26 protein-coding genes are annotated in these 25533 nt (G+C 59.1%); 14 read left to right on the top strand and 12 right to left on the bottom strand.

Annotated elements, in window-relative coordinates:
- The first annotated feature begins 246 nt into the window (after positions 1 to 246).
- Positions 247 to 1170 (top strand): hypothetical protein, encoded by a 924-nt coding sequence (locus tag AC07FD_RS17780; RefSeq protein WP_478350899.1) that lies wholly within the window; start codon positions 247 to 249, stop codon positions 1168 to 1170.
- Between the two features lie 238 nt (positions 1171 to 1408).
- Here the strand turns inward: AC07FD_RS17780 and AC07FD_RS17775 are convergent, their stop codons facing one another.
- Positions 1409 to 1672 (bottom strand): hypothetical protein, encoded by a 264-nt coding sequence (locus tag AC07FD_RS17775; protein ID WP_478350898.1) that lies wholly within the window; start codon positions 1670 to 1672, stop codon positions 1409 to 1411.
- A 296-nt stretch (positions 1673 to 1968) separates the two neighbouring features.
- Here AC07FD_RS17775 and AC07FD_RS17770 point away from each other — a divergent pair, with 296 nt between their 5' ends.
- On the top strand, positions 1969 to 2262 hold the full coding sequence (locus AC07FD_RS17770) for a hypothetical protein (protein WP_478350897.1): 294 nt from the start codon (positions 1969 to 1971) through the stop codon (positions 2260 to 2262).
- Here AC07FD_RS17770 and AC07FD_RS17765 read toward each other — a convergent pair.
- Positions 2205 to 2747 carry a HEPN domain-containing protein gene (locus tag AC07FD_RS17765; RefSeq protein WP_478350896.1) on the bottom strand — a complete coding sequence of 181 codons (543 nt, stop codon included), beginning with the start codon at positions 2745 to 2747 and terminating at the stop codon, positions 2205 to 2207. The two genes, AC07FD_RS17770 and AC07FD_RS17765, sit on opposite strands and share 58 nt — an antisense overlap.
- Positions 2716 to 3405, bottom strand: a complete 690-nt coding sequence (locus AC07FD_RS17760; protein ID WP_478350895.1) for a hypothetical protein — start codon at positions 3403 to 3405, stop codon at positions 2716 to 2718. Before AC07FD_RS17760 ends, AC07FD_RS17765 begins: the two co-directional genes overlap by 32 nt.
- Before the next feature lie 207 nt (positions 3406 to 3612).
- Between AC07FD_RS17760 and AC07FD_RS17755 the strand changes: the two genes are divergently transcribed.
- From AC07FD_RS17755 to AC07FD_RS17715, 9 genes are all read left to right on the top strand, one after another.
- A complete protein-coding gene (locus tag AC07FD_RS17755) occupies positions 3613 to 4188 on the top strand; it encodes an urease accessory protein UreH domain-containing protein (protein WP_167392143.1) in 576 nt (191 codons plus the stop codon).
- Between the two features lie 577 nt (positions 4189 to 4765).
- Positions 4766 to 5071 (top strand): hypothetical protein, encoded by a 306-nt coding sequence (locus AC07FD_RS17750; RefSeq protein WP_095085653.1) that lies wholly within the window; start codon positions 4766 to 4768, stop codon positions 5069 to 5071.
- A gap of 296 nt (positions 5072 to 5367) precedes the next feature.
- Entirely contained in the window at positions 5368 to 5832 is a 465-nt protein-coding gene (rnk, locus tag AC07FD_RS17745) for a nucleoside diphosphate kinase regulator (protein WP_095085650.1), read from the top strand.
- A 555-nt stretch (positions 5833 to 6387) separates the two neighbouring features.
- Positions 6388 to 7563, top strand: a complete 1176-nt coding sequence (locus tag AC07FD_RS17740; RefSeq protein ID WP_478350894.1) for a hypothetical protein — start codon at positions 6388 to 6390, stop codon at positions 7561 to 7563.
- A gap of 675 nt (positions 7564 to 8238) precedes the next feature.
- The gene (locus AC07FD_RS17735) at positions 8239 to 8889 is read left to right on the top strand and encodes a PDDEXK family nuclease (RefSeq protein ID WP_095085642.1); all 651 of its coding nucleotides are present in this window, start codon (positions 8239 to 8241) and stop codon (positions 8887 to 8889) included.
- A 66-nt stretch (positions 8890 to 8955) separates the two neighbouring features.
- A complete protein-coding gene (locus AC07FD_RS17730; protein ID WP_478350903.1) occupies positions 8956 to 11199 on the top strand; it encodes a Mu transposase C-terminal domain-containing protein in 2244 nt (747 codons plus the stop codon).
- The gene (locus AC07FD_RS17725; RefSeq protein WP_478350893.1) at positions 11196 to 12272 is read left to right on the top strand and encodes an ATP-binding protein; all 1077 of its coding nucleotides are present in this window, start codon (positions 11196 to 11198) and stop codon (positions 12270 to 12272) included. The genes AC07FD_RS17730 and AC07FD_RS17725 overlap by 4 nt, the downstream gene beginning before the upstream one ends.
- Before the next feature lie 2 nt (positions 12273 to 12274).
- A complete protein-coding gene (locus tag AC07FD_RS17720; protein WP_478350892.1) occupies positions 12275 to 14257 on the top strand; it encodes a TniQ family protein in 1983 nt (660 codons plus the stop codon).
- Between the two features lie 184 nt (positions 14258 to 14441).
- Positions 14442 to 14978, top strand: a complete 537-nt coding sequence (locus AC07FD_RS17715; RefSeq protein ID WP_478350891.1) for a hypothetical protein — start codon at positions 14442 to 14444, stop codon at positions 14976 to 14978.
- A 217-nt stretch (positions 14979 to 15195) separates the two neighbouring features.
- Here the strand turns inward: AC07FD_RS17715 and AC07FD_RS17710 are convergent, their stop codons facing one another.
- Positions 15196 to 15600, bottom strand: a complete 405-nt coding sequence (locus AC07FD_RS17710) for a hypothetical protein (RefSeq protein ID WP_478350890.1) — start codon at positions 15598 to 15600, stop codon at positions 15196 to 15198.
- A 443-nt stretch (positions 15601 to 16043) separates the two neighbouring features.
- On the opposite strand from AC07FD_RS17710, the gene AC07FD_RS17705 reads away from it, so the two are divergent.
- Positions 16044 to 16886, top strand: coding sequence for a DUF3800 domain-containing protein (locus tag AC07FD_RS17705; RefSeq protein WP_478350889.1), 843 nt, complete (start codon positions 16044 to 16046; stop codon positions 16884 to 16886).
- Positions 16887 to 17346: 460 nt separating this feature from the next.
- Positions 17347 to 17940, top strand: coding sequence for a hypothetical protein (locus AC07FD_RS17700; RefSeq protein WP_478350888.1), 594 nt, complete (start codon positions 17347 to 17349; stop codon positions 17938 to 17940).
- 284 nt (positions 17941 to 18224) lie between these two features.
- On the opposite strand, the gene AC07FD_RS17695 is transcribed toward AC07FD_RS17700, so the two are convergent.
- From AC07FD_RS17695 to AC07FD_RS17675, 5 genes are all read right to left on the bottom strand, one after another.
- Entirely contained in the window at positions 18225 to 18845 is a 621-nt protein-coding gene (locus AC07FD_RS17695) for a hypothetical protein (protein WP_478350887.1), read from the bottom strand.
- Entirely contained in the window at positions 18838 to 19359 is a 522-nt protein-coding gene (locus tag AC07FD_RS17690; RefSeq protein WP_478350886.1) for a hypothetical protein, read from the bottom strand. The genes AC07FD_RS17695 and AC07FD_RS17690 overlap by 8 nt, the downstream gene beginning before the upstream one ends.
- A gap of 43 nt (positions 19360 to 19402) precedes the next feature.
- Positions 19403 to 20374 (bottom strand): DUF3592 domain-containing protein, encoded by a 972-nt coding sequence (locus AC07FD_RS17685; protein ID WP_478350885.1) that lies wholly within the window; start codon positions 20372 to 20374, stop codon positions 19403 to 19405.
- A gap of 146 nt (positions 20375 to 20520) precedes the next feature.
- On the bottom strand, positions 20521 to 21129 hold the full coding sequence (locus tag AC07FD_RS17680) for a class I SAM-dependent DNA methyltransferase (RefSeq protein WP_478350884.1): 609 nt from the start codon (positions 21127 to 21129) through the stop codon (positions 20521 to 20523).
- Between the two features lie 53 nt (positions 21130 to 21182).
- Entirely contained in the window at positions 21183 to 21344 is a 162-nt protein-coding gene (locus tag AC07FD_RS17675; protein ID WP_478350883.1) for a hypothetical protein, read from the bottom strand.
- A 104-nt stretch (positions 21345 to 21448) separates the two neighbouring features.
- On the opposite strand from AC07FD_RS17675, the gene AC07FD_RS17670 reads away from it, so the two are divergent.
- Positions 21449 to 22360, top strand: coding sequence for a LysR substrate-binding domain-containing protein (locus AC07FD_RS17670; protein WP_478350882.1), 912 nt, complete (start codon positions 21449 to 21451; stop codon positions 22358 to 22360).
- A 9-nt stretch (positions 22361 to 22369) separates the two neighbouring features.
- Here the strand turns inward: AC07FD_RS17670 and AC07FD_RS17665 are convergent, their stop codons facing one another.
- The 3 genes from AC07FD_RS17665 to AC07FD_RS17655 form a co-directional block, all read right to left on the bottom strand.
- Positions 22370 to 23482: a glycoside hydrolase family 25 protein gene (locus tag AC07FD_RS17665; protein ID WP_478350881.1), complete on the bottom strand. Its 1113-nt coding sequence runs from the start codon at positions 23480 to 23482 to the stop codon at positions 22370 to 22372.
- A 180-nt stretch (positions 23483 to 23662) separates the two neighbouring features.
- Positions 23663 to 24451: a phosphodiester glycosidase family protein gene (locus AC07FD_RS17660; RefSeq protein WP_478350880.1), complete on the bottom strand. Its 789-nt coding sequence runs from the start codon at positions 24449 to 24451 to the stop codon at positions 23663 to 23665.
- Between the two features lie 79 nt (positions 24452 to 24530).
- Complete coding sequence (locus tag AC07FD_RS17655; RefSeq protein WP_478350879.1) at positions 24531 to 25403, bottom strand: undecaprenyl-diphosphate phosphatase; 873 nt, start codon at positions 25401 to 25403, stop codon at positions 24531 to 24533.
- Positions 25404 to 25533: the final 130 nt, after the last annotated feature.

Here is a 25533-nt window from a genome sequence, read left to right as displayed (position 1 = left end):
CGCATGATTCATGCTGAAAATGAGCGATCAACCGCCTGCACGCTACGTGGGGATGCCTACGCGCTTACGATGCAGTACTGTCGCCCGTAATTCACTGCCGGGTTATCGCGCCACAGTAACACGACTCATGATTGAAGCTCGTGCTGTCAGCAGTCGCCCACTGCATTACCAAGATTTAATCTTGGCCGCCTTGGGAATGACTCGATTCCATTCCTACCTCGTCGAGTGAACTTCGGAATTGTAGCAGTGCGTCTGAGCGAATTTTTCTCTCAACTGGGGATTTGCCATGCTCGATATGGTGCTGAACGCTACGCGTACACCCGCCCCGTGAAACCTCTCGCCAGAATCGACCACCACCATCATCACCCCATGGCAATTGGTCTTGAGGATGCTCCCGTAGCGCGGTGGGTCAATCGCATCATTATGCGCGTCCGTGAGGGCGCACAGAGCCTCTCGCGGACGGCGCGGCGCCGTCTTGCGCGGTCCTCGGGGTCATTTCAACGCCCTGCCGCCACGGATGACCATCTGCCAGAGCCCAATTCGGAAAAACATTCAACGGTGGGCTGGCTGCGTTTTCTGTTCGATAATTCCAAACGAATCGGCATCGCTGCCGGCGCGATAGTCGCGGGGTTTTCGGCCGGCCTAGCGTTCGTGCCGGCCTGGACTTTGCCTATCGTTAATTCAGCAGCCGCAGCAGTACACCTGCAGGGCAATTATCTCGGCATCACCAATGAACCCGTAACCGCCAAGGTCGGGGCGCTCCCGCAGCGGGAGCGTTACTTCTATGAAATCCAGCTGATGGGCCTCGGCCATTCGGGCGGCGTTATCGGTCGGTTTCGCGAAGACACCAGCTCCGCCGCCTCAGGCAGTCCGGCCGCTGAGTGGTGGCAAGTGCGCGGGGTGTCTGACGGAAACACTGCGGAGCTGACGGTCAGCGATGACGAAGGCTATGTTCTTGGGAACATCCACCTCACCCATGTTACGAGCGGGACAGACACCGTGTGGGCAGGTCATGTCGCGATGTACGATGTCAGCATTAGCCCGGAAGGCTTGGTCCAGTCGCCGATTTTGCTGGATTCGCAGTTGGGCGTCGCCAAGACAACAACTGCCCAGGACGATTTCCTGAACGACCCGTCCGTGGAGATCAAGGCTTACCCATCCAAACCGTGAGAGCGGACCATCGTGGGAAGGAAGACCAAACCCGAACAAGCGTCGGATTAAGAATGATTGCTGGATCATATCCAGGCAGGTTGGCCATAAGTGCATCCCTATTGCTTTGCGACTGCCTTCGAAGTGAGGCCACTCTCCTGCAATCCACAATAGCTTGATCGATATCCCCTGCCGGGAGTCGCCGCATTCTCGCGGCCAGCGAGAGAGGCCGATCAGAGCATGTCAAGTCTGGCGCCGCCTACTTAGCTTTTTCATTCTCCGACCAATGCGAGGCGGACGAGCCGGGGTCAATGTACTGCCCAATGGTTCGCAAGTAGGCGACGATCTCAGTCAGCAGAAAATCGCGATCGCCAAATTCTTCGCCTATGCGTTGGAGTTCATCCGCCGCCGCCACCATTTCCTCGACGTCGCCTAGGCAATAGTTGAAATGGCCGATGGCACAGATATCGCAGCCCGACTTGATCACTCTGTCCACGAAGGCAGGGATGTCGCTTGCGTTCATGAGTCGCTTGTCCGCCATCTTAAGAATCTCACGTCACGCGCCTTCGCTGTACCATGCAATCGCTGCGCGCACTAACAACCTGCGTGATTGCACAGGTTGTGAGCTGCATCCAGCAGCAGTATTCTCGCCAAAAACCTCGGTTGCATCTGTCGAATTCCCGCGTATCCTGCCGCTGCGCATGTGAGCACAAGGTGGCGCTTGGCGCTTCGACGAGCCACCCCTACAAGAACCAGCGTCGGCATGGCGACCGAAAACGCTGAGGCAAGAGATCGCCATTCCAAAAGGAAACGTTCGTCATGGATTCCCATGCCGTAATTGCGTCCCTGCCAGTCGCAGGGGCCGACCGTACTGTCCTTATTGAAACCGCCAACGCCGCGTTCGAAAGGGTCATCGAGCGGATTGAACCGGCCAACGAAGAGCTAACTCGCACCCTTTGGAATGCCGAGGGTTATATCGACAATGAAATCACTGCAGACATGCTGCCGATGTCACGGGACGAGGCCGCGTATTACATCGACGTGTTCCTGGTGCATCATGTCATCGGGTTGGCAGTCGCCGCGGACAAGGAGGGCGCCGAATCCCGGCCTTGAACCTCGCCGGCGGCAGGTAGGCCTGCCTGCTGCGATCCTGACGGCAGCGCCATCAACACAGTGACCCTTGCCGCCACCTGTTCAAGGGTGGCGGTGAGGCGGTTTATCTGCGAGGCGGTCGCGGCAAGTTCGGGGCCGTAGCGGGTGACGAGATATTCCCGGTTCTGGCTGAGGGACTGGAGACGCCTGGCTGTTTTCGCGCGAAGGCGCAGGCCTGCCTCGATGGCGCGATCCGTGCGCTCCGACAGGTCATGCTGCATCTTGCGGATCTGATTGGGGTTATGCCCACGGTGGAGCAAGAGCGCGGTCAAATAGAGTTCGATCGCATGGATCGCCGCCAATCTGAACGGCGCCCGGCTAAGCGGCTTGCCGGGTCGGCCGAGCTGAAGGAGGTGGTTTGCCGCCTTGCGGTATTCTTCCGCCAGCTCATGGACCTGCTGCGCGGATGCCAGATCACCGGGATATTTGCGTTCTTCGGTCGTCATCTAGCGGTGCCATTTCCCTAAGAGCTATAGCCGCAAGTTGATCAGTATCAACAGCAAGAGGCCGGCAATGACCCACACTGCAATCCGTATGGAGGACAGGAGGCCGACCGTTTGAGGGTCGGCGGCCGGCGGCCGGTGGTCGGTGGTCGGGTTGAGCCTGAACAATCGGGTCAGCCAAGTCTTCCGTACTTGCATCGCTATCACTCCCCTCCTCCGTGTCTTCCGCAGCCGCGGCGTGGCCACGGTTGGCCTGCTCCTCAGCGCTCTCCTTGTCGTGTATTTCGTCCGCCGCCCCCTCCGGTGCTTTCGGTGCAGCCTTCGAAAGTTCGGCCGCACAGCGAATGTGGAGCTGCGCGTATTGCGCCCGGCCGAGTCGCGGAGGATCGATCTCGCAATCGGCTGGAATCTCGATCTTCTGGGCGCTTTTGTCGGCCAGTATCTTAATCCGATTTGTTGAGGTCGATGGCGACCAATCGGAATAGAAGCCGGGCACCCGGCCCACAAAGAGTAACACTTCCTCCACGGCAGAGGTGGCGACCATCTCCACAAACCGAGCAAACCTGTCAGGGCTCACGATCAGGTAGAAGCCAAGACAGTCGGGAGTGGTTTCGCTGCGGAAATCAATCTCAGCCGTGTAGCTTACGAGGCCCCAAGCCAAGCATTGCTCCTGCTCGCCGTCAACCACGGATGGCATTATCGAAAGACTTATCTCATTAATTGTCCGGTCTGTTCCGAACATAGAGTAAGAGGGAGGCCACGTCGCGCCGAAAGGGTGTAGTTTCGCGGATATGCCCCGCTTCACTGTCACATTGTTTCTATCGTCTTGGGACGCATTCGGGAGATCGGACCCGACGGTCAACGTGTCATGCAGGGTCAGTTCGGTTGCCTTGAAATAGAGCGTCCATTCCCATGGCTACGCTTCAAGGGGCTGTGCATGGTTAGGATCGGGTCAACAAAGAAAAAAGACGCCGCTTTCGTTTCAGGAAGGGTTCTGATTGCCCGAGGATTTCTGAAAGCCGCCCGCAATAGCAACCTCGTTGCCGATGCAGGCGACATCGGCCGGGGCCTGCTCGGCGTGATCGGCCTCGGGATGCTGTGGCAGGCCTTTCGAGGGGAGCACCATCAACACCACGGCAACCGCGAAGGCTCGATGGTCGGTGTTATGGCGGGCCTGATCCCATGCCCGCTGACGCTGTTCGTCATGACGTTCGCGATCACGCGCGGCGTCCCGCAGGCAGGCGTTGCCTTCGCGGTGACGATGATGCTTGGGGTAGCCTTCACGCTGTCCGTCGTGGCGCTAGCGGCCGTGTTCTTCCGCCAGCAGCTTGTCAGGCTTCTGGAAACGCGGCCAGGCCTCGTGGATGCGATCACAAGGGCGATTCAAATTCTGGCCGGACTTGTCCTGGTCATTGTCGCCTGGAACGCGATCGTTCCCGGATGAACCGCGAGTGCGGCTTTGCTCAGCCCACGCAGCAGGCCGCTTGCAGACATCAGCTAGGAGAAGCCCTCCATGCGGCGTGCTCGATTCAGTATTCTAGATGATTGCTTTCCGTTGCGGCCGAATCCACCCGGCGAGGTCCCTCCTCTCGGACTACCAGGAAAATCCAGAACGTGGCTGTCGCCCTCTCGATGCAGACGGTCCCTTAACAGGGCAGAAATTATCCCGAAATAATTTTGAGCAGTTTGATCCAGCGTTCTGATTCCTCGAATAGCTTAGTCGACTATGGTGGGATGTTGCTCTTCGGGCGGGAAACGGAGAGAGACCTCATGCAATTGAGCGCACCCACAAGATCGTGTAATCGTCGCCATCGTTCTGGCGGTCATGTCGCTGCTGCCGGTAATCGGTATCCAGCTTGGCGCTTTCGGTGCTTATGGCTACTGGTTGCTGCTGGTCGCCTTCATCGTGCGGGCTGAGGGCAATTTGCTGAAGGGCATTTGAACACCAGAGAAGCTGAGAAACCCGGGCCGGCCGACATGATGGCGTCGTCCGGCTGGTTGTAGACTACCGGAGCGATCGAATGCTGAAATTGAGCCGCGCCGAGCTCTATGAATTGGTTTGGTCCAAGCCGATGACGGAGATCGCCAGGGATCATGGCGTCCGCGACCAGCATATCGCGCGGGCTTGCGACCATCACGACATTGCGAGACCGCGCGCCGGTTACTGGCAGAAACTCGACCATGGAAAGGTTGTGGAGAGGGTTGCTCTCGGCAACGACACATTCTCCGCCGACGACATCGTCACCATAGATCTGGCAGGCTGGAGGACACATCAGACAATGCGGGGCAAAAACTCTGAAACGGCAAGGAGGAGATCGGCAGTATGACGCACGTCTAAGAGACCGTTGTCTTGACTTCCCGGATTGCTTCACCAACTATGGTCGTATGAACGCTACTTTCAAAATCCGGCGCGATTTTCTTTTCCGGGTTTGCCCCATCGCGGGATCGTAACCCGCAGCGCGGCTGCCACGTGCCCCTGCCGAGGGCAACACATAAGATCGACATGGAATGACCCGCACGCTGCACGGTATCTGGGCCAGCTGTGTTTTAGCAGCATTTTTCCCGAATTGGCGGTTCCCGTCCTCTTGATGTCGGCTTGCCCAACTAGAAACACGAGAGTCAAATGCAGGACAACACGAAAACCCGGCGTAAGCCGAACATCCGAATCTCGCAGTCGGACCATGCACGTCTATCGGCGCTCGCAAGCACCGTGGCGGCAAGGAATCCGGAGGCTTCCGATGAACTGTTGGCCGAGCTCGAGCGGGCACGCATCGTTGCCGATGGTTCGGTCTCCGCCGGCGTCGTCCAGATGGGCTCTACGGTGACGTTCAAGCCCGACACCGGCGATGCGAAAACTGTCACGCTGGTTTTCCCAGGCGATGCGGACATCTCCGAGGGCAAGGTTTCGATCCTCACGCCGATCGGCACCGCTCTGATCGGCCTCTCGGCAGAACAGTCGATCACGTGGGCCGCACGCGATGGGCGCCGGCACGAACTGTCGGTGCTTGCCGTGAGCCAGCCCGCTCCGGAAGGTGATGCAGCCGATCGGCGCGCACCAGCGTCTTCGACGGTTGTGACGGACGCCTAGTCCGACCGCCGCCCCTTAAGGAGTGCCAGAACGTGAAGCGGGCGTGCGCCCTCATGGCGATCAGAGCGCGCGTCCTCGGCCGCGGTGGCCAGACATTCACATCGCCCCTGAAATTCATCGGGTCCAGAGTGGGTCAGGAATGGTTTAAGACCTGGTGGTCTTTGTGTGATTTGACCCATAAGTCGTGCTGTGGACCCATAAGTTGAGTCGGGCGCTGTCGGCTCTCAGCTTGCTCGAGCGTGGAGTTCGGATCGAAGGTGCCGGAAATGATGTTCGCTGCTTAAGCTGGGCGAATAGCATGGCACCGAACCGCCGTAGTCCTTGCGCTGAAACGATCATTTGATTGCCAAATAGCTCGTCTCGCCTGAGGGGGGTCAAGCAATTCTTGCTTGATCCCCTAGTCGGAGTATTTCGACTGCTATAGGCATAAAAAGCGAAACCCCAGGCGGGCGAAACTGCCTGGCCTGGGGCTCTGATGCTCACCACAAGCGCGTAACCGTCTGTAGACGGACATGGGCGACAGGGGCCTGCTAGTAGCAGCAAAATGGAGCCTTTATGGCCGAGAGTCAAGTCCCATATCCCTACTCGGCCGAGGTGACCGATCAAATCAAGAGCTCGCTGACAGAGCAACGGCTTGGCAAATACCTTAAGCATTCCAATTTCGACTTCCCTCTCGCGATGGATACCTATCTTTGGAATGCGAGGCTTGCCAAGGCGCTGCAGTTTCCCGTTCACGTCGTCGAGGTCACTCTGAGAAATGCAGTCGATAACCATATAAAACTGCAAGGAGTTCCAGTCGAATGGGCTTTCGATTCACCGTTCCTGGCAAGTCTGGCTGCAATCAACGGGGAATATATCCAATCTCTTAACAGGGCCAAAGAACGCCTCCTCCAGGACAAGATGTCCAAACCCGATTTCCATGTGCGAGTGAAGACCCCTCCGCACGTATACGTCCCGAGCTTTGGCTTGATCACGACCGATGATGTCATCGCCAAGTTGCCGTTCGAATTCTGGATATCCATGCTTGGGTCAGAGCATGAAAACAGCTGGCAGATGACACTGCGAAAGGTGTTTCCTAACGTGGAAAAGGGGATTTTCCGCCAAAATATCTGGCGCTTCGCCCTGGAGATCAAGAGCCTCAGGAACCGCATTTCTCACCACGAACCGATATTTCATCGGACTGGCCTCGTCGATGCCTATCGGGAAATGCTGGCTCTCATCGATCGACGGTGCAATGCGACCGGAGACTGGGTCAGGTACCATTCGACCTTTATGGCCGTCTGGCATGCTGAACCGAAAAAGGGGCGAACTGCAGCAGGCAAACCGCTACTCAGCGTCGCCCACTCTGTACAGGTGATCGATGACCTTGCGCGGCCGGTCGCCGATCTGGTCCGTGAGATGAAAGGAAAAAAGCGGGATTCCGTTGTTTTGAAAGATGCCGATGGACTCCGGCTGGTTATCGCGGACGACATCGCCAGGTGGGTTGACAGCTGTTCGGAGGTGGGTCTTGCAGACCTCTCTATCACGATCGCTGAATTTCTCGGTCAGATCGATCTCGCCAGCCGCGTTGTATTGATGCGAGAGAGGGCTACAACAGGTGATGCCCGCGCCCTTTTTTCGCCGCGTGATAAGCCGAAACATGCCAAGCCGACTGCTATCCTCCTTACCTCCGACGGCACATCAGACGGAGCGCTAAAAGGGGTCGTGTTCAAGCCTGATTTCAATGGATAGGAAAGTCGGCAGCCGGGTCGTCCGGTTACCGTAGTCAACCTCGAGCATCACCGCCCTTAGAGTCGCCCCTAGCGCCTTTAGCCGAAAGATTTCGATGTCGCGATCGAAGAAGTTCGGATCCTATCAAATCTGAAGGATTTTCCTAACCAGATCTCAATCCTTCGACGTCAAAACGCCGATCCCGGCACCAAGGTCAAATGGCAGCCGCATGTGAGGACAGACTGATGTTCACGAAGTGCATATCGATAGCAGTGCGGGAAGTCCGCGAAGCTCAGGGCTGAAGCCCCGGTATGTTCCGCCGGGTTTTCGTCCCGGCTTTTCGGCCCTCCCCTGATCGATGAAAGACGTGGCGAGCCATTGTCTCGCCGGACTGAACCCGCGTGGGGCTCGCGCCGCTCGCGTCTTCTTCCGGCGTGCGAAACCGTCACGCCTTCTCGGTTCGCTGTCGATGCGTTCCGCCAATCCTGGCGGGACGTCCCGTCGTCGCCATCCAGGGATAATGAACATGCGTTGCCATAACCTCCTGCTCGCCGAAGCCTTGACGACGTCCGTCCACGGGTTCAGCTTCCGTTCTGACGCGCTCGCCAACCATCAGGTGGCCGAGATCCGCGGCTCGTCCGGGGGCTGGTCTATACCGATGCCGCTCCACGTGACTGGGGCCGGGACGCCCCTGCGGTGGACGTCGAGGATAGCGTAGCCAACCGGGTGCCGCGACCAAGGAAGCGCGGCTCCAAGGTAGGCGCCGTGGTCGATCCGTTCCGTCGCAGGAGCATTTGGTTCGAAAGCGATCTAGAAGAGTCCGCCCTTGTAGTCCTCCTCACCCTCGCCGAAACTCTGGAGATCCGCGAACAGCAGAAAGCGGAGTACATCCAACATGGCAAGAAGCGAAAACATTATTTCGACTTCGTCCAGCGACAGGCATCCGGCAGGATCGCCTACGCCGTCAAGTACGAGCAGGACGTGGATGACGACCTCCGAGAAACGCTCAGGCTTATCTCTGAACAACAGGGCGATCGGTTCGCCGACGAGTTCCGGATCCTGACCGAGAAAGACCTGACGCTGACGCAGATCGAGAACGCCAGGGAAATCCTGGCGTATGCGTCCGACTTCGACTTCGAAGGCCAGGCGCTCGTGACCGCCGCGCTGCAAGGGCTTCCCGCGCGGGTCCTGCTCGCCGACGTCGTCCGCGAAACAGGCTTGGGTGAACGCGGGCGACGCGCCGCCGTGGCCTTGGTCCAGAAAGGACTCCTGAAGGTTCCGGCGAACGTCCGGCTGGCCGACAACGCGCTCCTCGTCAACCGCGCCGCACGCGAAGGCCGTCGTTAATCCAATCCTCACGGCAAGCCTATAAAGGCAAAGGAAAACAAGGAAATGGAGGGGGGCGTGAAACTGATGAATCCGGCTTTGGCGAGAAGTCACGAGAGATGTCACCTATTTGGCCGCCACGACAGGCTCGTCATCGACGGTCAGTCCTTTAGGGTCGAACGCAAAGTCAAGGACTCGCACGTGCTGCAGCCTGTGACCGGCGACCTGATCGCCGAGGACTTCTTCGTCGTGAAGACGGACAAGGAGATCAACGGCCTGATCCGCTCGAAGCGCATGCGCATCGACGAAGGCTACTATTCGAAAGCCCTCGGAATCCTGCGGGCGCGGTTCGACGACTCGGACCTCACCGACCTTTCGGAAGAGGATCTAAGGACCGTCGCCTGGAAGAAGGAGTGGTGCGTTCGTTTCTTGGACGCCGCGGCGAACGCCGAAGGGCGTTGGCGCCCTCGCCGCACGCTTGATGACTGTGCCCGTTTCATTGAGGAGAACGCGGACCGCATGGATCGCTGGTACCTCGACACGTTCGGAGAGCGGAGGCGGCCCGGGAGAAGGCTCCCTGGTGAGGTGCGGAAGGCATTCGACTACCCAAGTTCTCCCGCATTAAAGAAATGGCTTGCAAAGTTCATCGCAGGGCGCTGCCGCATGGACAGCTTCCGTCCGCGCTATTCGAACTGCGGAAACCGCAACCAGCTCGATCAGCGCGCTGCCGCAGTGATCGCTGTCGAAGTTCAAAAGTTCGCCAGCATCCTGAAGCCCAAGATGACGGACATCTGCGAGAACGTTGAGCTGGCCCTCTACGAAATCAACAAAAGGCTGCCGCAGCACCAACATGTCTACGCCAGCGACAATGCCATTCGCCGCAAGATTCATGCACTCGACCCTTTCATGGTCGACGCCGGCCGCGAGGACAGCGACTACGCTCTTCGGAAATACACTCCGGTCGGTAGGGGGCTTTCGGTCACCACGGCGTTGGGCCGGGTCGAGATGGACGACTGGGAAGTTGACCTCCACACTCTCATCGAGCGCTCCGCGATCTGGAAGGCCTTGACGCCCGCCCAACGAAAGCTTGTGCCCCGCATCCGGATGGCATTTACGGCGGGCATCTGCTGCGCGTCCCGCTGTATCGTCGGGTTCAACCTCTCCATCAACAGTCCCTCGACTGCCACGACGAAACCCGCGCTCAGGTCGGTAATGGTCGACAAGACCGAATTAGCGGCTGCGGCGGGAGCAAAGGCCTCTTGGCATATGCATGGCCGCCCCACCTATGTGGCGACTGACGGAGGACCGGCGTACGGCAGCGAATTCGATGACGCAGCGATGCGCGCTAACGTCAGTCGTGTGATCCCGGAGCAAGACCCCCGCATGCGCGGCACGGTCGAAGCCTTTTTCCGCTACATGAAGCGCCTTTGCCGCTACTTCGCCGGACGAGCGTTCGCGAACGTTGTCGAACGGGGAGACTATCCGGCAGAACAGCTCGCGGCGCTGACGGTCGGAGAATTCTACAAGACCCTGATCGTGTTCATCGTCGACTATTACCATCTCCGCCCCCACCGTGGCCTTGAGGGCCGGACGCCGTATGGCAAATGGATGGAGCTTGAAAAAGCTGGCCTGCCACCTGCCCCGGCTGCGCAACAGCTGGCCGTTGCCTTCGGGCTGCGGCGCAAGGACCGCAGCATCAGCAAGCACGGCGTCGAGTTTCTGGGGATTTCATACAACTCGCTGGAACTCGCTCGTCTCTATGCTCTCTTGGGCCAGAAGAAGGTCGACGTCATCATCGAACCTGAGGACCTGGGCGGCGTATTCGTCCGGATTCCCAAGCAGTTCAGGGGTCGGATCAAAGGAGTCCCCGAAGACCAGCACTTCCTCACGGTTTCCAGCGTGGACGGCACAGGCAAAGGGAAGTCGCTCGCCGAAACGCTCCTGGCGAAGCAGGCGGTGCGCGAGTTCGTTAAAGCCGAGCAGGCAGCAGGGCGAACGATCCGCATCGATGCCCATCGGCACTTCCTTGATCTGGCCGAGAACGTCCGCAAGAGGGCCGCCATTGCGACCCACGAAATTACGGAAAAGACGCTGGATCTGATCGAGGCTCGGATGGCGTTCTCCGGCAGGGCAGGACTTGGGTCTGTTGAACATGCGGCCGAGGAATCTGATGGCGACGGCCTTGGCAAAGTTGTCGCGCTCTCGACGCGACGCCGTGTCGACACAAACCAGAAGCCTCACGTCTCTCCCGTCCCACAAGAAGAGGAGTCCGCTCCGAAGCCGAAGCCATTTGGCGGAAGCATGAATCTCTTCGACGGAGAAGACGAATGACGCATCAACTTGCCAATCAGGGACTCCGCGCAGATCACGAGCGTGCCGACGATACGCTCCCGACGGACTGGAACGATGCCATGTCCGACGACGACTTCCTCGACACGATTTCAGACCGCCTCAGCGAGAAGGAGAAGCGCGTCAAGGAAGTGCTGGAACTCGCGAAAAGTGTGTATGTGCGCTGCGGCCGGGACGACGTCGCCAAAGGCGTCCTATCCCGCTTTGTGACGATGATGCTGGCGAAGAAAAACCTTCGGCGTGATGACGGCCGCATCTTGTTCGTAACCGGCGAAAGCGGGGCGGGAAAGACCACTTTGGTTGATCGGATGCTTGAGGAAAACCCCACGCTAGCTCCGATCCAGAAGTCTTATGGCATCATCGAGCCCGTGATCTCGCTCACGCTGATGGGGCCTTCGACCCTTAAGTTCCTGGGTCTGAATATCCTGCAAAAGGCTGGGTACAAGATCACCCGCAAGTACGAACAGGGCGAAGTGTGGGACATCCTTCCCGAGCAGTTGCACCTGCGAAAGGTTCTCCTCATTCACATCGACGAGACCCAGCACCTGCTGAAACTCACCGAATCCGACAGGGAGCGGGACTCTGTCAGAAAGGCACTCAAGGGTGTCATGAACTACAAGCCCTGGCCTGTCAGCTTCGTCATGTCAGGAATGCCGAGCATCACCTCCCTCGCCAAGCTTGACGAGCAGATCGAGCGGCGCGCACGGCACCTTCACCTTCCGGATGTCGTTCTTCCGGAGGAGCGCATCCTCATCCTGAATGTCGTGACCGCCATGTGCGAAGCGGCCGGGCTGGACTCCAGCAGAACCCTGGAAAGCGACCTCCCGGACCGTATCGCGCATGCCGCTAGGTATCGGTACGGGCGTATCGCTCAGGTGATCCTCGCCGCGATCGAGCAGGCGGCCTCGAAAAATGCTGCAGCTCTGACGCGCGCCCATTTCGCCCTCGCCTATATCGAACATTCGCAGGCCCGAGGGCATGACGAAATGAACCCCTTCCTCGTTGATGACTGGATGCGCTTGGAGCCCGGCCTATTCATGATCGAGGAGTACTGATCATGAGGACCAATGGGCGGGCCCTTGAACCGCTTGCGTTTGCCTATCAGCTCGAGGAGCAGGAGCCGGCAGCGGGTTTCGCGTCCCGCCTCGCCGCTTTGAACGGCCGTTCGCTCAGGGATCTCCTGCGGGACATGTGCATCCAACAGCGGAGCCTCGACAAAGGCATTGCCTCGGTCGTGCGTGACATTGCCACCCTTGGGCGGGCAGATCCTGAAAACCTGTTGAGGTTTACGCCTATTCCCAGGGGCGGCAGATTCTATGATGTAGCCGACGAGACATTCGTCCGGCTAGCCGTCAACCGGACGTATTTCCGGTTCTGCGCCCGCTGCTCGAGGGAGGATATGGACCGCTATGATGGTCCGTCGTCCAGCAGGCCTTGGCTCCGGCTTGAATGGACCCTGTCGCATTTTCGTTCCTGTGGTCGGCATAAGGTCTTTCTGTCCGCGACGAAGCCGATCAGGACGCCCTTCGCTCCATTCGATTTCAGCGGCACAATGCGCACGTTGATGCCAAGCCTTCCCCAGATGGCGGACGCGGCCGCCTCTGCGAGTGTGTCCCCTTTCCAAGCTTGGCTTCAGGGTCGGCTCCGCGGAATGCGGTCGCAGGAGAACTGGCTGGACGACCTCCCGCTATCCGTGGCGGGGCCATTCTGCGAGGCCCTTGGCGTTTCCGCACTGCACGAGCCGAAGGTCAAGGTCGCACAATTCGTCGCCGCCGACTGGGCCGCGGCCGCCGACGAAGGATTCCGTATCGCCAGCTCCGGGGAGGACTCACTGCGGGCGCTTCTCGGACGGCTCAACCAGGCGCAGTCTTCGACACGGGGCTTCTGGGGGCCTCGCGACACGTATGGTTACGCGTATGGCTTGCTTCAGAAGACCGTCCATGACCCGGCCTATGGCAAGCTGCGTGACGCCGTCCGTAGGTTCGCGCTTGAGACCATGCCGATCGAACCTGGCACTGAAGTTCTCGGCGAGATCGCGGGCATGCGGAAGATTCATACCGTACGCACCGCAGCCCGCGACTCGGGCGTCCATGCGCTCACCATCCGTCGCCTCTTCAAACGGATGGGCGTTGATGAAGCGGGAGAGCAGTCCGGCATCATGGATCATCGCATTCTGGTGAAGGCCGACGAGCTCCACCGTGTTGTATCGGAGCTCAAGGATGCGATCACAGCGCCGGAGGTCGAGAAGCTTCTCGGCGTTCCCCGCCTCCACCTGAAGGCGTTGGTCGCCGGCGGGCACCTTTCCGCATTGGCAGATACAGGCTCTCGAAGGAATGCGAAGCGACGTTTTTCAACAGAAGCAGTCGAAAAGCTTCGGACCCGCCTTTTCGACGGCGCCTGCGAGATTTCAGAACCAGCCGAGCGCCAGGTCGATGTTATCGGCGCTCGGCGCGCGTCCACATGCACCATTCCAGACCTTCTCGACATGGTCTTCACGGGGAAGCTGAGTTGGCAAGGCAGGCTTGCTGGCAGGATGGACTACATGGCTCTGCTGCTGGACGCCGACGAGGTGACGCGCATCGTGCGCTCGCGCGAAACGCGCACCAACCTCACCAAGGAGAAGACAGAAGCTTTCCTTCCAGGGACGCATGATACCGTCGTGAACGCGTTGATCGCGTCGGGCTACCTGACGCTGGTTGAGGAATTCAGCCCTGACGCAAGGCGGATGATCCCGGTCGTTTCACTAGAGAGCGCGGAGGCGTTCAGGACGCGCTTCGTTTCGCTTGGCGAGCTCTGCCAAAAGACTTTGATGCATCACAAGCAAGTCCGCGCCCTTCTCAGGCTTGCCAGAATCGTTCCTACACTGCTCCCGGAAACGGTCGGCGCGTTCTTCTTCGACAGGCAATCCGTCGAGCATTTCGAGGCCCAAAGCGCGGACGCTTGGGTCTACGACAAGGCATCAGTTCAGAAAATGATCAGGGAGCAGAAAGCGGAAGCGCGGCGAGCCGCTCCTTCTTCGCGGACGACGTTAAGCGCGTAATTGCAGCTTCTCCAGGAGCAGAATGCTCGTCTTTGCAATTGACCGAAGTTAGACGATCTGCGGAAGTGGAAAAGTCAGAGAGTTGTCTGGTAACGAACAACTTGTGCGCGTTGCTGCGCAATTCGAGTGCTTGATCCTTGCTGAATCTGCCCTGATCCTGCCCCAGGCAGATCGGAGGCAGAACATGAGGCACAGAAAGAACGCGGACTTCCTTGACGGTCGAGACTTCGCTGCGGAGGTACTCGGCGACGAGGCGTTCCGGCGCTGCCCGAACTATGTTGTCCACTTCCGACGTTTGCCGCATGACGAAGTGGGCATTCCACCCTTCTGGGAGATGCACGTCCAGAACTCCCGGAACTCCTATGGGGTCAACGTTGGCATTCCGGCCGACGAACTGGACTTCGTTATCCAGCGTTTGCCCGAGCCCTCTCCGGAGAGAGAAGGAGTCGTGTTCGTGCGGGCGGTAGGCGAAGTGATTCTTCCGGAGGACATCAGGCGGCTTTGCGGCGAAACAGTTCTCGCATTCCTAATCTACAAGGTCGTGGCCTCCCCGCCGGGGTCGCCGTTCAAGAAGGGCCAGCGGTACAATGATGCCGATCTGACACGTCCGATCACGGCAACCGAAGCAGACAAGGCTGCGAACGAGAGGCGGAAGCAGGCTCTCCTGAACAGGCTTGCCGAGGAGACAGAGGAAAGCTACATGCCCTCCCCCGGATTCTGACCCGGCTATCCGGACCAACCCTTTTATACCGAGGGCCTGATCGCTCCGGTCTCGGACAAGACCGCATATCAACAACCCAAGCGCTCCTGTGAAGCAGAGTTGCGCCGGCGACGATCCCCTGACGCTTCAACCGCCCACGGCATTGTTGCCCTACGCGGGGCTGGCGGCGATGGCAATTAATTTGGGATGTTCCTTTCGGTAACGCACGCGATCCGCCTTAGTCCAAACACCAGATTTGCAGCAGCTCTTCGACGCTGGCGAAGGTTGTGTCAGGCTCGTCGTTCGATTTGGCTCTGACTGTGAGAGGCGCGTCTGCGAAAATATGGGCAACCTGCGACTCGCCGTTCAGCTCCGTCACCCAAGGCTGGGTGATAAGGACGAGATCCGAACATCCCCAGCTGTCTGGATTGCCGATTTTTCTGGCGTCATCCACGATACGCTTTCTATGGTCGTCGCGTTTGGCGCGGCCACGCTCGTTGAAGATCTGAGACAGCTTCGCCGCGGGATCACGTGCCCACTTGATCTTTAGTGTCAGCTCATGAACTTCCCCCGGCGACAGGCGGATGAACGGCTGTAGCCCGGCCTCGATCTGCACCTGGCTCCAGATGGAATTCGTGGTCATGCGGGCAGACCTCCTCATGTCGGAGATGCCATGCCGAACTCTGACCCGCAAGACCGTTGGACCCCTGCATAGGCAGTTGCCGATCGGTCGCCATGTGCTACGCGCAGTCCTGATCCGCGCGAACCGGGCAAACGTGGCGCCCGTAGTTAACGCTCCGGCAGTTCCACTCGCCCGTTCTCGATCCGGCAACCTCAGGCGACCGTTCGATAGTCGGCATAGCGAAGCGCAATAAGTTTCGGGGTCTCTGGCTTCTGCTCCAAACGAGCCCGGGCAGCGTAGTCAACACCGTGAGACTGTAAGGGCGACACCCCGGGCATTGCTACTATGATATGTGCCCGCCTCCAAAACCCGAAGAGCGATACGTAATACAATCTGTAAACCCGAATGGATGTAGTTGTCACAAAATCTCAGTGTTGAGGGCAACTTTGATGGAAAGAAATACTGTGAACGATGAACAGCATCACCTGACCTTTTTCATGGACGATTTTGGAACTCGCACCATGTGCAAGCCAGGTGACGCCCTGCCTATGGAGTCTCATATCTTCAGCTTTGGCCTCGGCGGGATAATCGTTCCCTCGGAGGCGGTCCAGGCGCTGTCGGATGCTACAATTCGGTTCTGCAAGCGCTGGGGTGTACCGGAGCTACACGGAAATAAGATTCGTTCAGGAAAAGGCAAGTTCGGTTTCCTGAAACAGGACGAGGAACGGAAGAACCTCTTCTTCGAAGAGTTGGAGGCTCTGATCATCGATGAGCGTATTACAGCCCATGCATGCGTGATCTGCCGCCCGGGCTATCGAGACAGATACTATGAGAAGCACGCTGAAGGCTCACGATGGCAGATGAGCCGGACGGCCTTCGACATCTCCGTTGAGCGTGCGGCCAAGTACGCTAGGCTTGTTGGCCGGAAACTCTCTATCGCCTATGAGCGATCAGGAGCGACCGAGGACCGCCTCATCGAAAATTATTTCGAGAGACTTCTCAAAAATGGAACTGGCTTTGATGCGACAAACTCATCGAAGCATACGCCGCTCACGAAAGATGATCTGTCAGAGACGCTTCTCACCATCTGGCCGGACGGGAAAAGCAATCCCATGCTGCAATTGGCCGATCTTGTGCTACACCCCCTCGGGCACCGTCCAACTGGCTTGAAAAACCGAGCGCATGACCGATTGTCAGAAGCAGGACAAATTATCGATTTGAGGAGCAACGGTGACGAGACGATCGCGGTTAAGTACTCCTGCTACGATAATCCATACAAGGAATGGGTGAACCCTAGAAACACATAAGGGACCCGAAGGTCCCTTAAGGCGGTCGGCGTAAAGCCAGACCCCGTGGCAAAGCCATGTACCGTGTATAGAGCGTTGCTTCCCATTTTTCAAGCGCTTTTTTAGATCATCAGAACAGTCAGCCGCCCTTCAAAACCTGCACGCTACCGCGATTCTTAGTGAGGCTTTTGCGGCCGGGGTCGCTGAGCCATGTCCACTGAACGGGCTTCCTAGGCCGAAACGCAGCTAATGCTGATCTTCGAGGCGGAAACGCCCCCCCGAAAACCTGCAACCTTACTCAAGTATACAACTTTGGGTCTGGCAGGTACACAACTTTGGGTGTGGAATATCTTCCTAAAAAATCCGCCAATGATTTCAATAGGTTCCAGAGGGGTCAGGATACAACTTTGGGTGTCCGACCAGAAATGAATTTATTTCATTGCCCGCGCCATCAGGCGCGGGCTTTTTTTTGGAAGAAACCATGAATTTCTTCAATTTAACAGCGATAGACGTTCTCGCCGCAATTTTAGTATTTATTACGGGCGTATATGCTTGGTTGACACATCGAATAGCTTATTCGAACAAAATGATGGTTGCCGAGGTGCAAAGACAGATTGAAGTTCAAACGCGACCGGTTATTTCAATAAATATCGAAATTCAACATAGTGCCATTTTTGTCGCCCGCATTTGGAATCGAGGTGCGTCCCCGGCAGAGAATCTCAAACTTACGATTGATAAGGACTTTTATCGATTCGGCGAAACCAAGGGGGATTCGAGAAATATCGCTGATATGTATATTTTTAAAAATACGCTATCGACTCTTGCCCCAGGAGATGGGTTTTGGATCGATCTATGCACCGGTCCCGAAGTAGGCAAGGAAGTGGACGGCAAAATAGTAACACCCGACAAATTCACAATTCAAGCATTGTACAAATATGGATCACGTGAATATATTGAAAACTTCAGCATAGATCTTAGAGCTTATTTTTATACCTCCGGCGCAAAGAGATTACCCGAGCAACTCGAAAAAATAGCGAAATCGTTGGATGTGCTAGCAAAATCAGGCCGAGTTTAGAACACAACGCTCCATTGCTTCCCTCATTCCGCCTCAGCCACCATCTATAGGTGGCGGTTGCGCTCGACCCTTTCATCGCTGTGGAATACATTGCCGCCAATGATGCGGACGAGATCCCGTCAACACCGAGCGCAGTACAATGCCGCCCCTTGCTGACACGGCACGGCTCGGTCTCACGCTCCGCCTCAGTCTTGTCGGCGAGCAAGCCGACGAAATGCCGTCGCCAACGCCGATCAATGGCATCCAGATGTGGCACTGTTCTGCGCTCGGGCCTCCGTCGGTACCTACCCCGGCGGCAACACCCGCAGCGTCTGCTCATCAAACAGCGGCTCATCCTGGCCGATGCGGACGAACAGCAGCTTGCGCGCCGCCGGCACCTCGAAATACTGGATACCGTCAGGCATTTCGCCCCAGTCGCCGCAAGGCGGTTCGGGAATCTCATTGGGGTCGGCAAGCGCTTTCAGCTCTTTCGCGTAAGCAGCGTCGGGGCTGAAGGTGTAGCGTTTGATGCCGGCGGGGACGGTGCCCTCCGTGTAAGGCGCCAGCACGCAGCGGGCGCTGACGGCCTTGTCGGTCTTTTCCAGAAACAGGCGCTGCAATGCGGCCTCGGCGGTTTCGCCGGGCTTGATGTCATACAACTCGACAAGAGGATCGGCCGCGCCGCCATCGCTGTATTTGATGGCGAGAGCGTTGCCGGTGAATTCGAAATGGATCTGGCGGAAGCCGAAATCGCAACGCTGCACCCAGGCGGCAAGCCCGACAGTTTTGTCCGTCAGTTTTTCCCACACGCATTTGTCGATGGGCGGGCGCGACGGAGCCGGCTCGTCCGCACGTGCCACGGCCGATACCGTCACGCAGGCAAACAGGGCGCAGGCCCAGGTGATCGATCTCATGGCGCTATTCATCGCTGCATCCTGTCAAAGTAAAGGCGTCCCATGCCGAGCCATTGGGATTGGAGTTGGCGAAATCGGCCCATTCGGTGAAAGCGGCACCAAAATCAGGCAGCAACAGCCCCTTCGGCGCTGGTGTCGCTTCGCTCGAATTCAACTGCTCGGCGCCGCCGCCGGTCAAGGCATAGACCTGTCCATCCCATATCCTGCACATGCCGCTGCCATCCTGCAGGCCCGCTTCGCGGTCGTCGTCGGTGCAAGTGTGGCGGATTGTGCCGAGCGGAAACGAATTCTTGCCGTTGGTCCAAGTGATGTCGGCCGGCAGGTTTTTGTCGGTGTTGGGCACGCTCAGCGAGAACACCTGCGCCGTCAGCGCCGCCGGCTCGTTGTCCAGTGGCCGAAATTGCAGAACGGCACCCGAGCGCGGCTCGCGGTAGGTGGCGTGGCTCAGCAAGCATTCCTTGGCGCTCGCTCCCTGGATCGGGACGAGCAGGCCCAGAAAAACAAAGGCCAGTTTGCGAATGATCACCAGATGTCTCCGGGAGAGCGTTGCCGAAGCCAAAAGCCTGTCCTCACACCAGCCCGACCAGAAAGACAGCGCCGCCGAGAAATCCTGCCGAACAGACCCACAGCAGCCAGAGCCCGCGCACCCGGCATTCGAGCACGGCCGAGCCGGGGTTGGCGGGATCATAGTGCACGTCGACCCTGCTGCCCTCGACATAGCGACGCGCCTGGCCACCGACGAGGCCGGGCAGCGAAGCCGTGACCGTGGCGCCGAAGGTGACGCGGTCGGCGCTGTAGCGCTGGCCGGCGACGCCATAGCTGTAGACGATGCGAGATTTGAAAACGGTGCGCCAGCGTTGATAGCTTGAATGGCTTCGCAGCGCCTGCAGACCTGACGCATCGATGCGGCCGGCGGCGACCGGCCATTTTGCCGCCTGCTCGGCAAGCGACTTCTGGGCAAAGCCCATGCGCAGGGCGAACAGGCCCATGAACAGCAGCAATGCCGCGGCACCGAGGTTTTGCGGTTTGGGCAGATGCGGCCGGATCGCCTCGAGCACGCCGCCGACGGAAAACACCAGAACCGCCGTGCCGATCACCAAACCGGCCGAGAGCTGGACCATGAACTTGAAGGCGCCATCCGGCATGGTGCGCTCGATTACGGCTTTGCTCGGGTCGGCTGGATTGTAGAAGACGGTCACCTCCGCGCCGCGGGGAAACTGCGCAAGGGTTTCGGGGACTTCAAAGTTCCCCAAATTCTCCTTCACGCTGTAGCGCGAGCTTTGAAATTTCTTGCCGCCGACTTTGTATTCGAAGGTGATGGCCGGGAAATTGCGCATCTCCGTGGTATCGGTGCTGTCCGAGCCAGCGCCCGAGCTTCTGACCTCACGCGCCTCGACGCGTGACGAGATGATCTTTCCCGGCGCCGGCAACCAGCGGCTGAGGGCCTGCACCTCGCGCCATTTCACAAAGGTGATGAGCGACAGCATGCCGGAGACCGCGCAGGCAAAGCCGACAAGCAGAAATTTGAGTTCCAGCTCCACCCTGATCCCCCCGGAGTGCAGGAACAGGCACTAGACAGCACTGCGGCGGCAATGTCTCGCTTATTCGCAAAGGCGAGAGATGAGCGGTGGGGCGTAACGCTCGCCCCTCTCCTTCTCCCCTTTGTGGGAGAAGGGAAAAGATCCCTTCATGAAGGCCTCACAGCCAGGAAGGTGTTCCATTCCTCGCTGTTGCGGCCAATGTTGAAATCGTCCCTGATAAGGACCAGCCCGGCGTTTTCGAGACGGGCCGCGAAGTCGTCCCTGCGCCAGTAGACCGTGTGATATTCGCCGCTCGTCTCGCCATCGCCATTGCGCATCGATACGAGGAAGGCGCCACCTGGTCGGAGCGATCCGGCTATCTTGGCAAGGACCTGGTCGGTCTGGTCGCGGGGCACATGGATCAGGACGCACAGGGCCAAGACTGCGTCGTAGGGGCCGCCGAGATCATCGGTGATGAGATCGAGCAGTTCACCGTGCTTGCCGCGCGCGGCCTGCAGTTCAAGAAACCGCCTTGTTGCGTCGGTGCGCCGAACCCTAGCGCCCAAAGTCTCCAGAAAGTCCGCATCGTATCCCGCTCCCGAGCCGACTTCCAGAATCTGGCCGCCTGTGCCGGCGATCGCCACAAGGCGCCCTAGCGCTGCCTGCTCCCTCTGGTTGGGAACGTGCCGCACGATTGCATCATACTGTTCCGCATAATCCTCGTAGGAGGAGATCGTTTGACGGCTCTTCGCCAGGGCCTCCGCAGATATGCTCATCTTTTCCTCCCGTTTGCACAAGTCAATGCACGCAAGTCAGCGGGGCACGCAAGTCAGCGGGTGCTGCCGGCAGAAGCGTGTCCGTCGAGCATGCCGATATCGCGCAGGAAATGATCCGACAGCGCACGGTGGTCGAGCAGGCCGCGCGTGCGGGGTCTGAACGGAGCGGTGAAGAGGTCGAGCACCGGACGACGAAGTGTGTTGTAGAGGGTCATTGCCGTGTCCTTTCGGGTTCGAGTTGATGACCGGAGTATGCCTGGTTGCGGCCTTGGCTTCCAATCGAACGTCGCGTACTATGCATCAGGAGGATTGATGCGTCATGAGTTGGGAGCTACCGCCGTTGGGTGCCATTCGCGTCTTTGAAGCCGCGGCGCGGCTGGGCAGTTTCACCAAGGCTGCCGAGGAACTCGGCATGACACAGTCGGCGGCCAGCTATCAGATCAAGGTGCTGGAAGAGCGCGCCGGAACGCCGCTTTTCATAAGAAAAACAAGGCAAATCGCCTTGACAGAGGCCGGACAGCAGTTGGCGCCGCACGCAACGGGCGCATTCTCGGCCCTGGCCGACGCGTGGGTCGCCACAAAGGGTGGAGCGACTGGCGTGCTGTCCGTCACAACCTCGGAAACATTCGCATCGAACTGGTTGGCCGTGTGGCTTGGAACATTCCAGCTGATGCATCCCGATCTCGCCGTGAAGGTGAATACATCGTCCCGGCTGGTCGATTTCACACGCGAGGACATGGATATCGGGATCAGAACCGGCACCGGAAAATGGCCCGGCCTGACGGCTCATTACCTGTTCAAAGCAGACTATACGCCAATGCTCAGCCCGAAACTGGCCGAGAGCGTGGGCGGCATTCGCCACCCCGAGGATCTCTACAAGGTGGCGCTGTGCTGTGCCGACGATCCCTGGTGGAAAATCTGGTTCGAAACAGCCGGCGTACCCTTCGAGCCCGATCGCGTCATCGCGGGACCGAACCTGGGTTCGCAGGCTTACGATGCAATGGCGGCGCTGACCGATCAGGGCGCCGCGATCCTCACCCGCAACATCTACAGCGCCCTGCTGGCAAAGGGCCAGTTGATACAGCCATTTGAAGTGCTGGGATCAGATGGCGACGGCTATTGGCTCGTGCACCTGGAAAGCCGCCGCAACACTCCGAAGATCAAGGTGTTCCGGGACTGGGTGCTGGCCCAGACGGCTGACATACGCGAGCGCGAAGTACGCCGGGCCTGATAGGCTGCCTCAGTCAGCGTCGGCGACGGAAATCCGTCCGCCGGCCCAGGCGCGCCATTGCCGTTCGTCGCCGTGGAAGACGTTGAGGTCGATGCGGCCGGTGACACCATGCGACAGGCCGGAGCCGGAATACTGCCAGAACAGCCATTTGCGGTCGGGGTAGACCTTCGACGGATGCCGCGCGACCGCGCGCACCCAGAACGGATAATCGAGGAATTCACCCCGGAGATTGTCGCGATAGAAATCAGGCGCGGTGTAGATGATGGGCCGCTGGCCGTAATGGCGCTCCAGCTTGTCCATGAACACCTGCATCTTCTCCAGCACCTTTTCGCGCGACGGCCGCCGCTTGCAGCTGGATTCGCCGTTCCATTCGACGTCGATCACCGGCGGCAGTGCACCATCCATCTTAGGCACGTTGCGGATGAACCAGTCAGCCTGTTCGCCCGCGGTGCGGCACCAGTAGAAGAAGTGATAGGCGCCGCGCTTCAGGCCGGCGGCGTCCGCATTGCGCCAGTTCTTCATGAACATCGGATCGAGATGGTCGCCGCCATCGGTCGCCTTGATGTAGGCGAAATTGGCGCCCTGCGCGCGCAGCTTTTGCCAATTGACGTTGCCTTGCCAGCGCGAGACGTCGACGCCGTGCACGGCAAGGTGCCGGGGCGAGGACCGGCCAAAATTGATCGGCTTGGCATCGCGAAAGCCGTAACGGGTGACCGGCCCGGCCAGCATGGCCGGTGCTGCGCGGCTCAACAGCCTCGGCGGTGATACGAGCGCAGCCGGCTCGACCGGCGGCTCGGCGCTGTCGGGCAGTTCAGGCGCAGGGAATGACACTGTCTCTTCTTCAGCCAGGCCGAAGGGCCGAGTGTTTTCGGCGGCAGCATTGTCGTCTTCCAGACCATTGTCAGGCAGACCATTGTCAGGCTCGGGCGCCCTTTCGGCCCTCGGCGCGCTCCTGGCCATCGCCTTCGGAGCCGCGGCGATCGGCGCGGGCGGCCGTATCACGGAACTGGTGGTTTCGTTCGACGGTTTCTGCAAATCCAGCGCGTCGACGCCGGCCGTCGATGTACAGCCGGCAAGGCATAGCGATGCGATCAAAAAACTGATGGCGCCCGGAATCCGCATCTGGACCTGTACTCAAAACACAACAGACCGAGGGCAAAACGACAGCCGACGGACAAACCAGATCGAGTTATGAACGAGAAATTACCAATAAAGTTTGAATCAAGTTCTCTTCGAGCGCGCCAGGCCGCGAAATCTGGCTCCCGGTGCAGCTGATCGGCGGCAAGCGGGGTGGCAAAGCCGCTAGGATTTCCTGAAGACGCCGATCATCGGCCCGAGATTCCAGTAGTCGTCGTTGCGGCCGATGGCCGGCGCGAACAGGCTCGATATCGTGCCGTCGAGGAAAAGCGCGTTGTCGCAGCCGAGCGCGTCGCGGAAAAGACGGGCGAAGGCATGGAAGGTCACCGTGCCGTTCGAAATGGCAAAGACGGCGACGCCGTCCTTCCGCACGCCGACGCCGTCGCGCGTCTTGCGCGAGGTGCTGTCGGCCTGGAATTTCGGATGCAGCTGGCCGTCGATCACCAGCATCGGCCCGGATTGCGTCGCATAGTCGAGTGGCGGCCGTCTTTTGAGAAAGTCCCTGGTGGCGCGGACCGCTGCCTTGCCGTTGCTGATGTAGAAAATGCCGTTCGGCTGCAGGGAAAAATTGCCGCTTCCCGATCCCGTCTTCACCGACGCCATTTCCTGGCCATGCTCGACATAGAGACCGACCGGAGCGAGGCTGGGGCGATACATGCCGGCATTGATGGCAAACAGTATGGTGCGACCGGCCGCCTGCTGCGAAGCATGGAGACTGTGCAGCGATTGAAACGGCTTGCCCGCCGGATCTTTCCAGAACAGTTCGATCGAATACCGTTTCGGGTCGACCTCGCATACGAGATAGCTGGTCGCCTCAAAGGCGAAGTCACGACATGGCGGCAGCGAAGCGGCCCATTGGCCAAATCCAATGCCGAGTGCCGCCACCGATGGCAGTGCACCCTTGGCCAGCACCAGCAGCAGCGGCAGTGATTGCAGGAGGGTCAAAAAATCCATGCGCGCACCGGAATCGAAGTTCAGGGTCCGGTACGGGTATAGCCTGTTTCAAGCGATACTCTGGAAGCCTCGACCTATGCTAGACAAGCCATCCCACCGCCACGCCCAGCAGCAGGACGATACCAAGCACACCGCGATAGATGACGAATGGCCAGGCCGAAAAACGCTCCAGAACGCGCATCAGGCCCCATATGGCGAAGAAGGCTGAAACCGAGGCTACGACCAGCCCGACGATGAGAACCGACCAGCCATGCGCGTCGAGTTGGACCTTGTGCAGTTCCCAAAGTTCCTTGAGGCCGGCGAGCGCAATCGCAGGCAGCCCGAGCAGGAACGAGAAACGCGCCGCTTCGGCCCGCTTGAAGCCGAGCCCGAGCGCGGCCGTCAGGGTCGAGCCGGAACGAGAGACACCTGGAATCAGCGCGCCGATCTGGGCGACGCCGACGAGCAGCGCGTCAGTCAGCGATGCCTCGCCCACGGTGCGTCGGTGGCTGGCAAAAATCTCGGCCAGCGCCAGAAGGATCGCCATCACGATACAGGCCCAGCCGATCACCGTCAGGCTGCGCAGCGGCGAGTTGCAGGCGTTGAGCACGCCCGACAGCGCCACGCCGGCGATGACGATCGGGATGGTCGCCAGCACGATCCACAGCGCCAGCCGGAAATGCCGGTCGGCGAAATCGCGTCGCGTCAGGGCGTCGAGCGAACCAAACAGGATATCCCTGACATCGCTCCAGAAATAGCTGACCACCGCGGCCAAGGCCGCAAGCTGCATGGCGGCAGAGAAGGCGGAGCCCGGATCCTGCCAGCCGAGTACGGCCGGCAGGATGCGCATATGGGCGGTCGAAGAGATCGGCAGCAATTCGGTGATGCCTTGCACCAGGCCGAGGAACGCCACCTTGGCGAATCCCAGCCCGACAAAGCCGGTGTCGACGCCTTGGGTGCAGATGTCTGCCATATCGAGCCTTTCTGTCGAACAATCGTGAGGGGCGATCCCCGCCGAGCCATAGTCTGGCGGTCCCCGGAATCCAATTTACGGATTTGTAAGGTGCCGCTTGACAAGCCACGCGGTTATATTAAAATCCGCT

The sequence above is a fragment of the Mesorhizobium waitakense genome (assembly GCF_056431085.1).
Note: the sequence above shows the minus strand (reverse complement) of the source record. Positions and strands in the feature narration are given on the sequence as shown.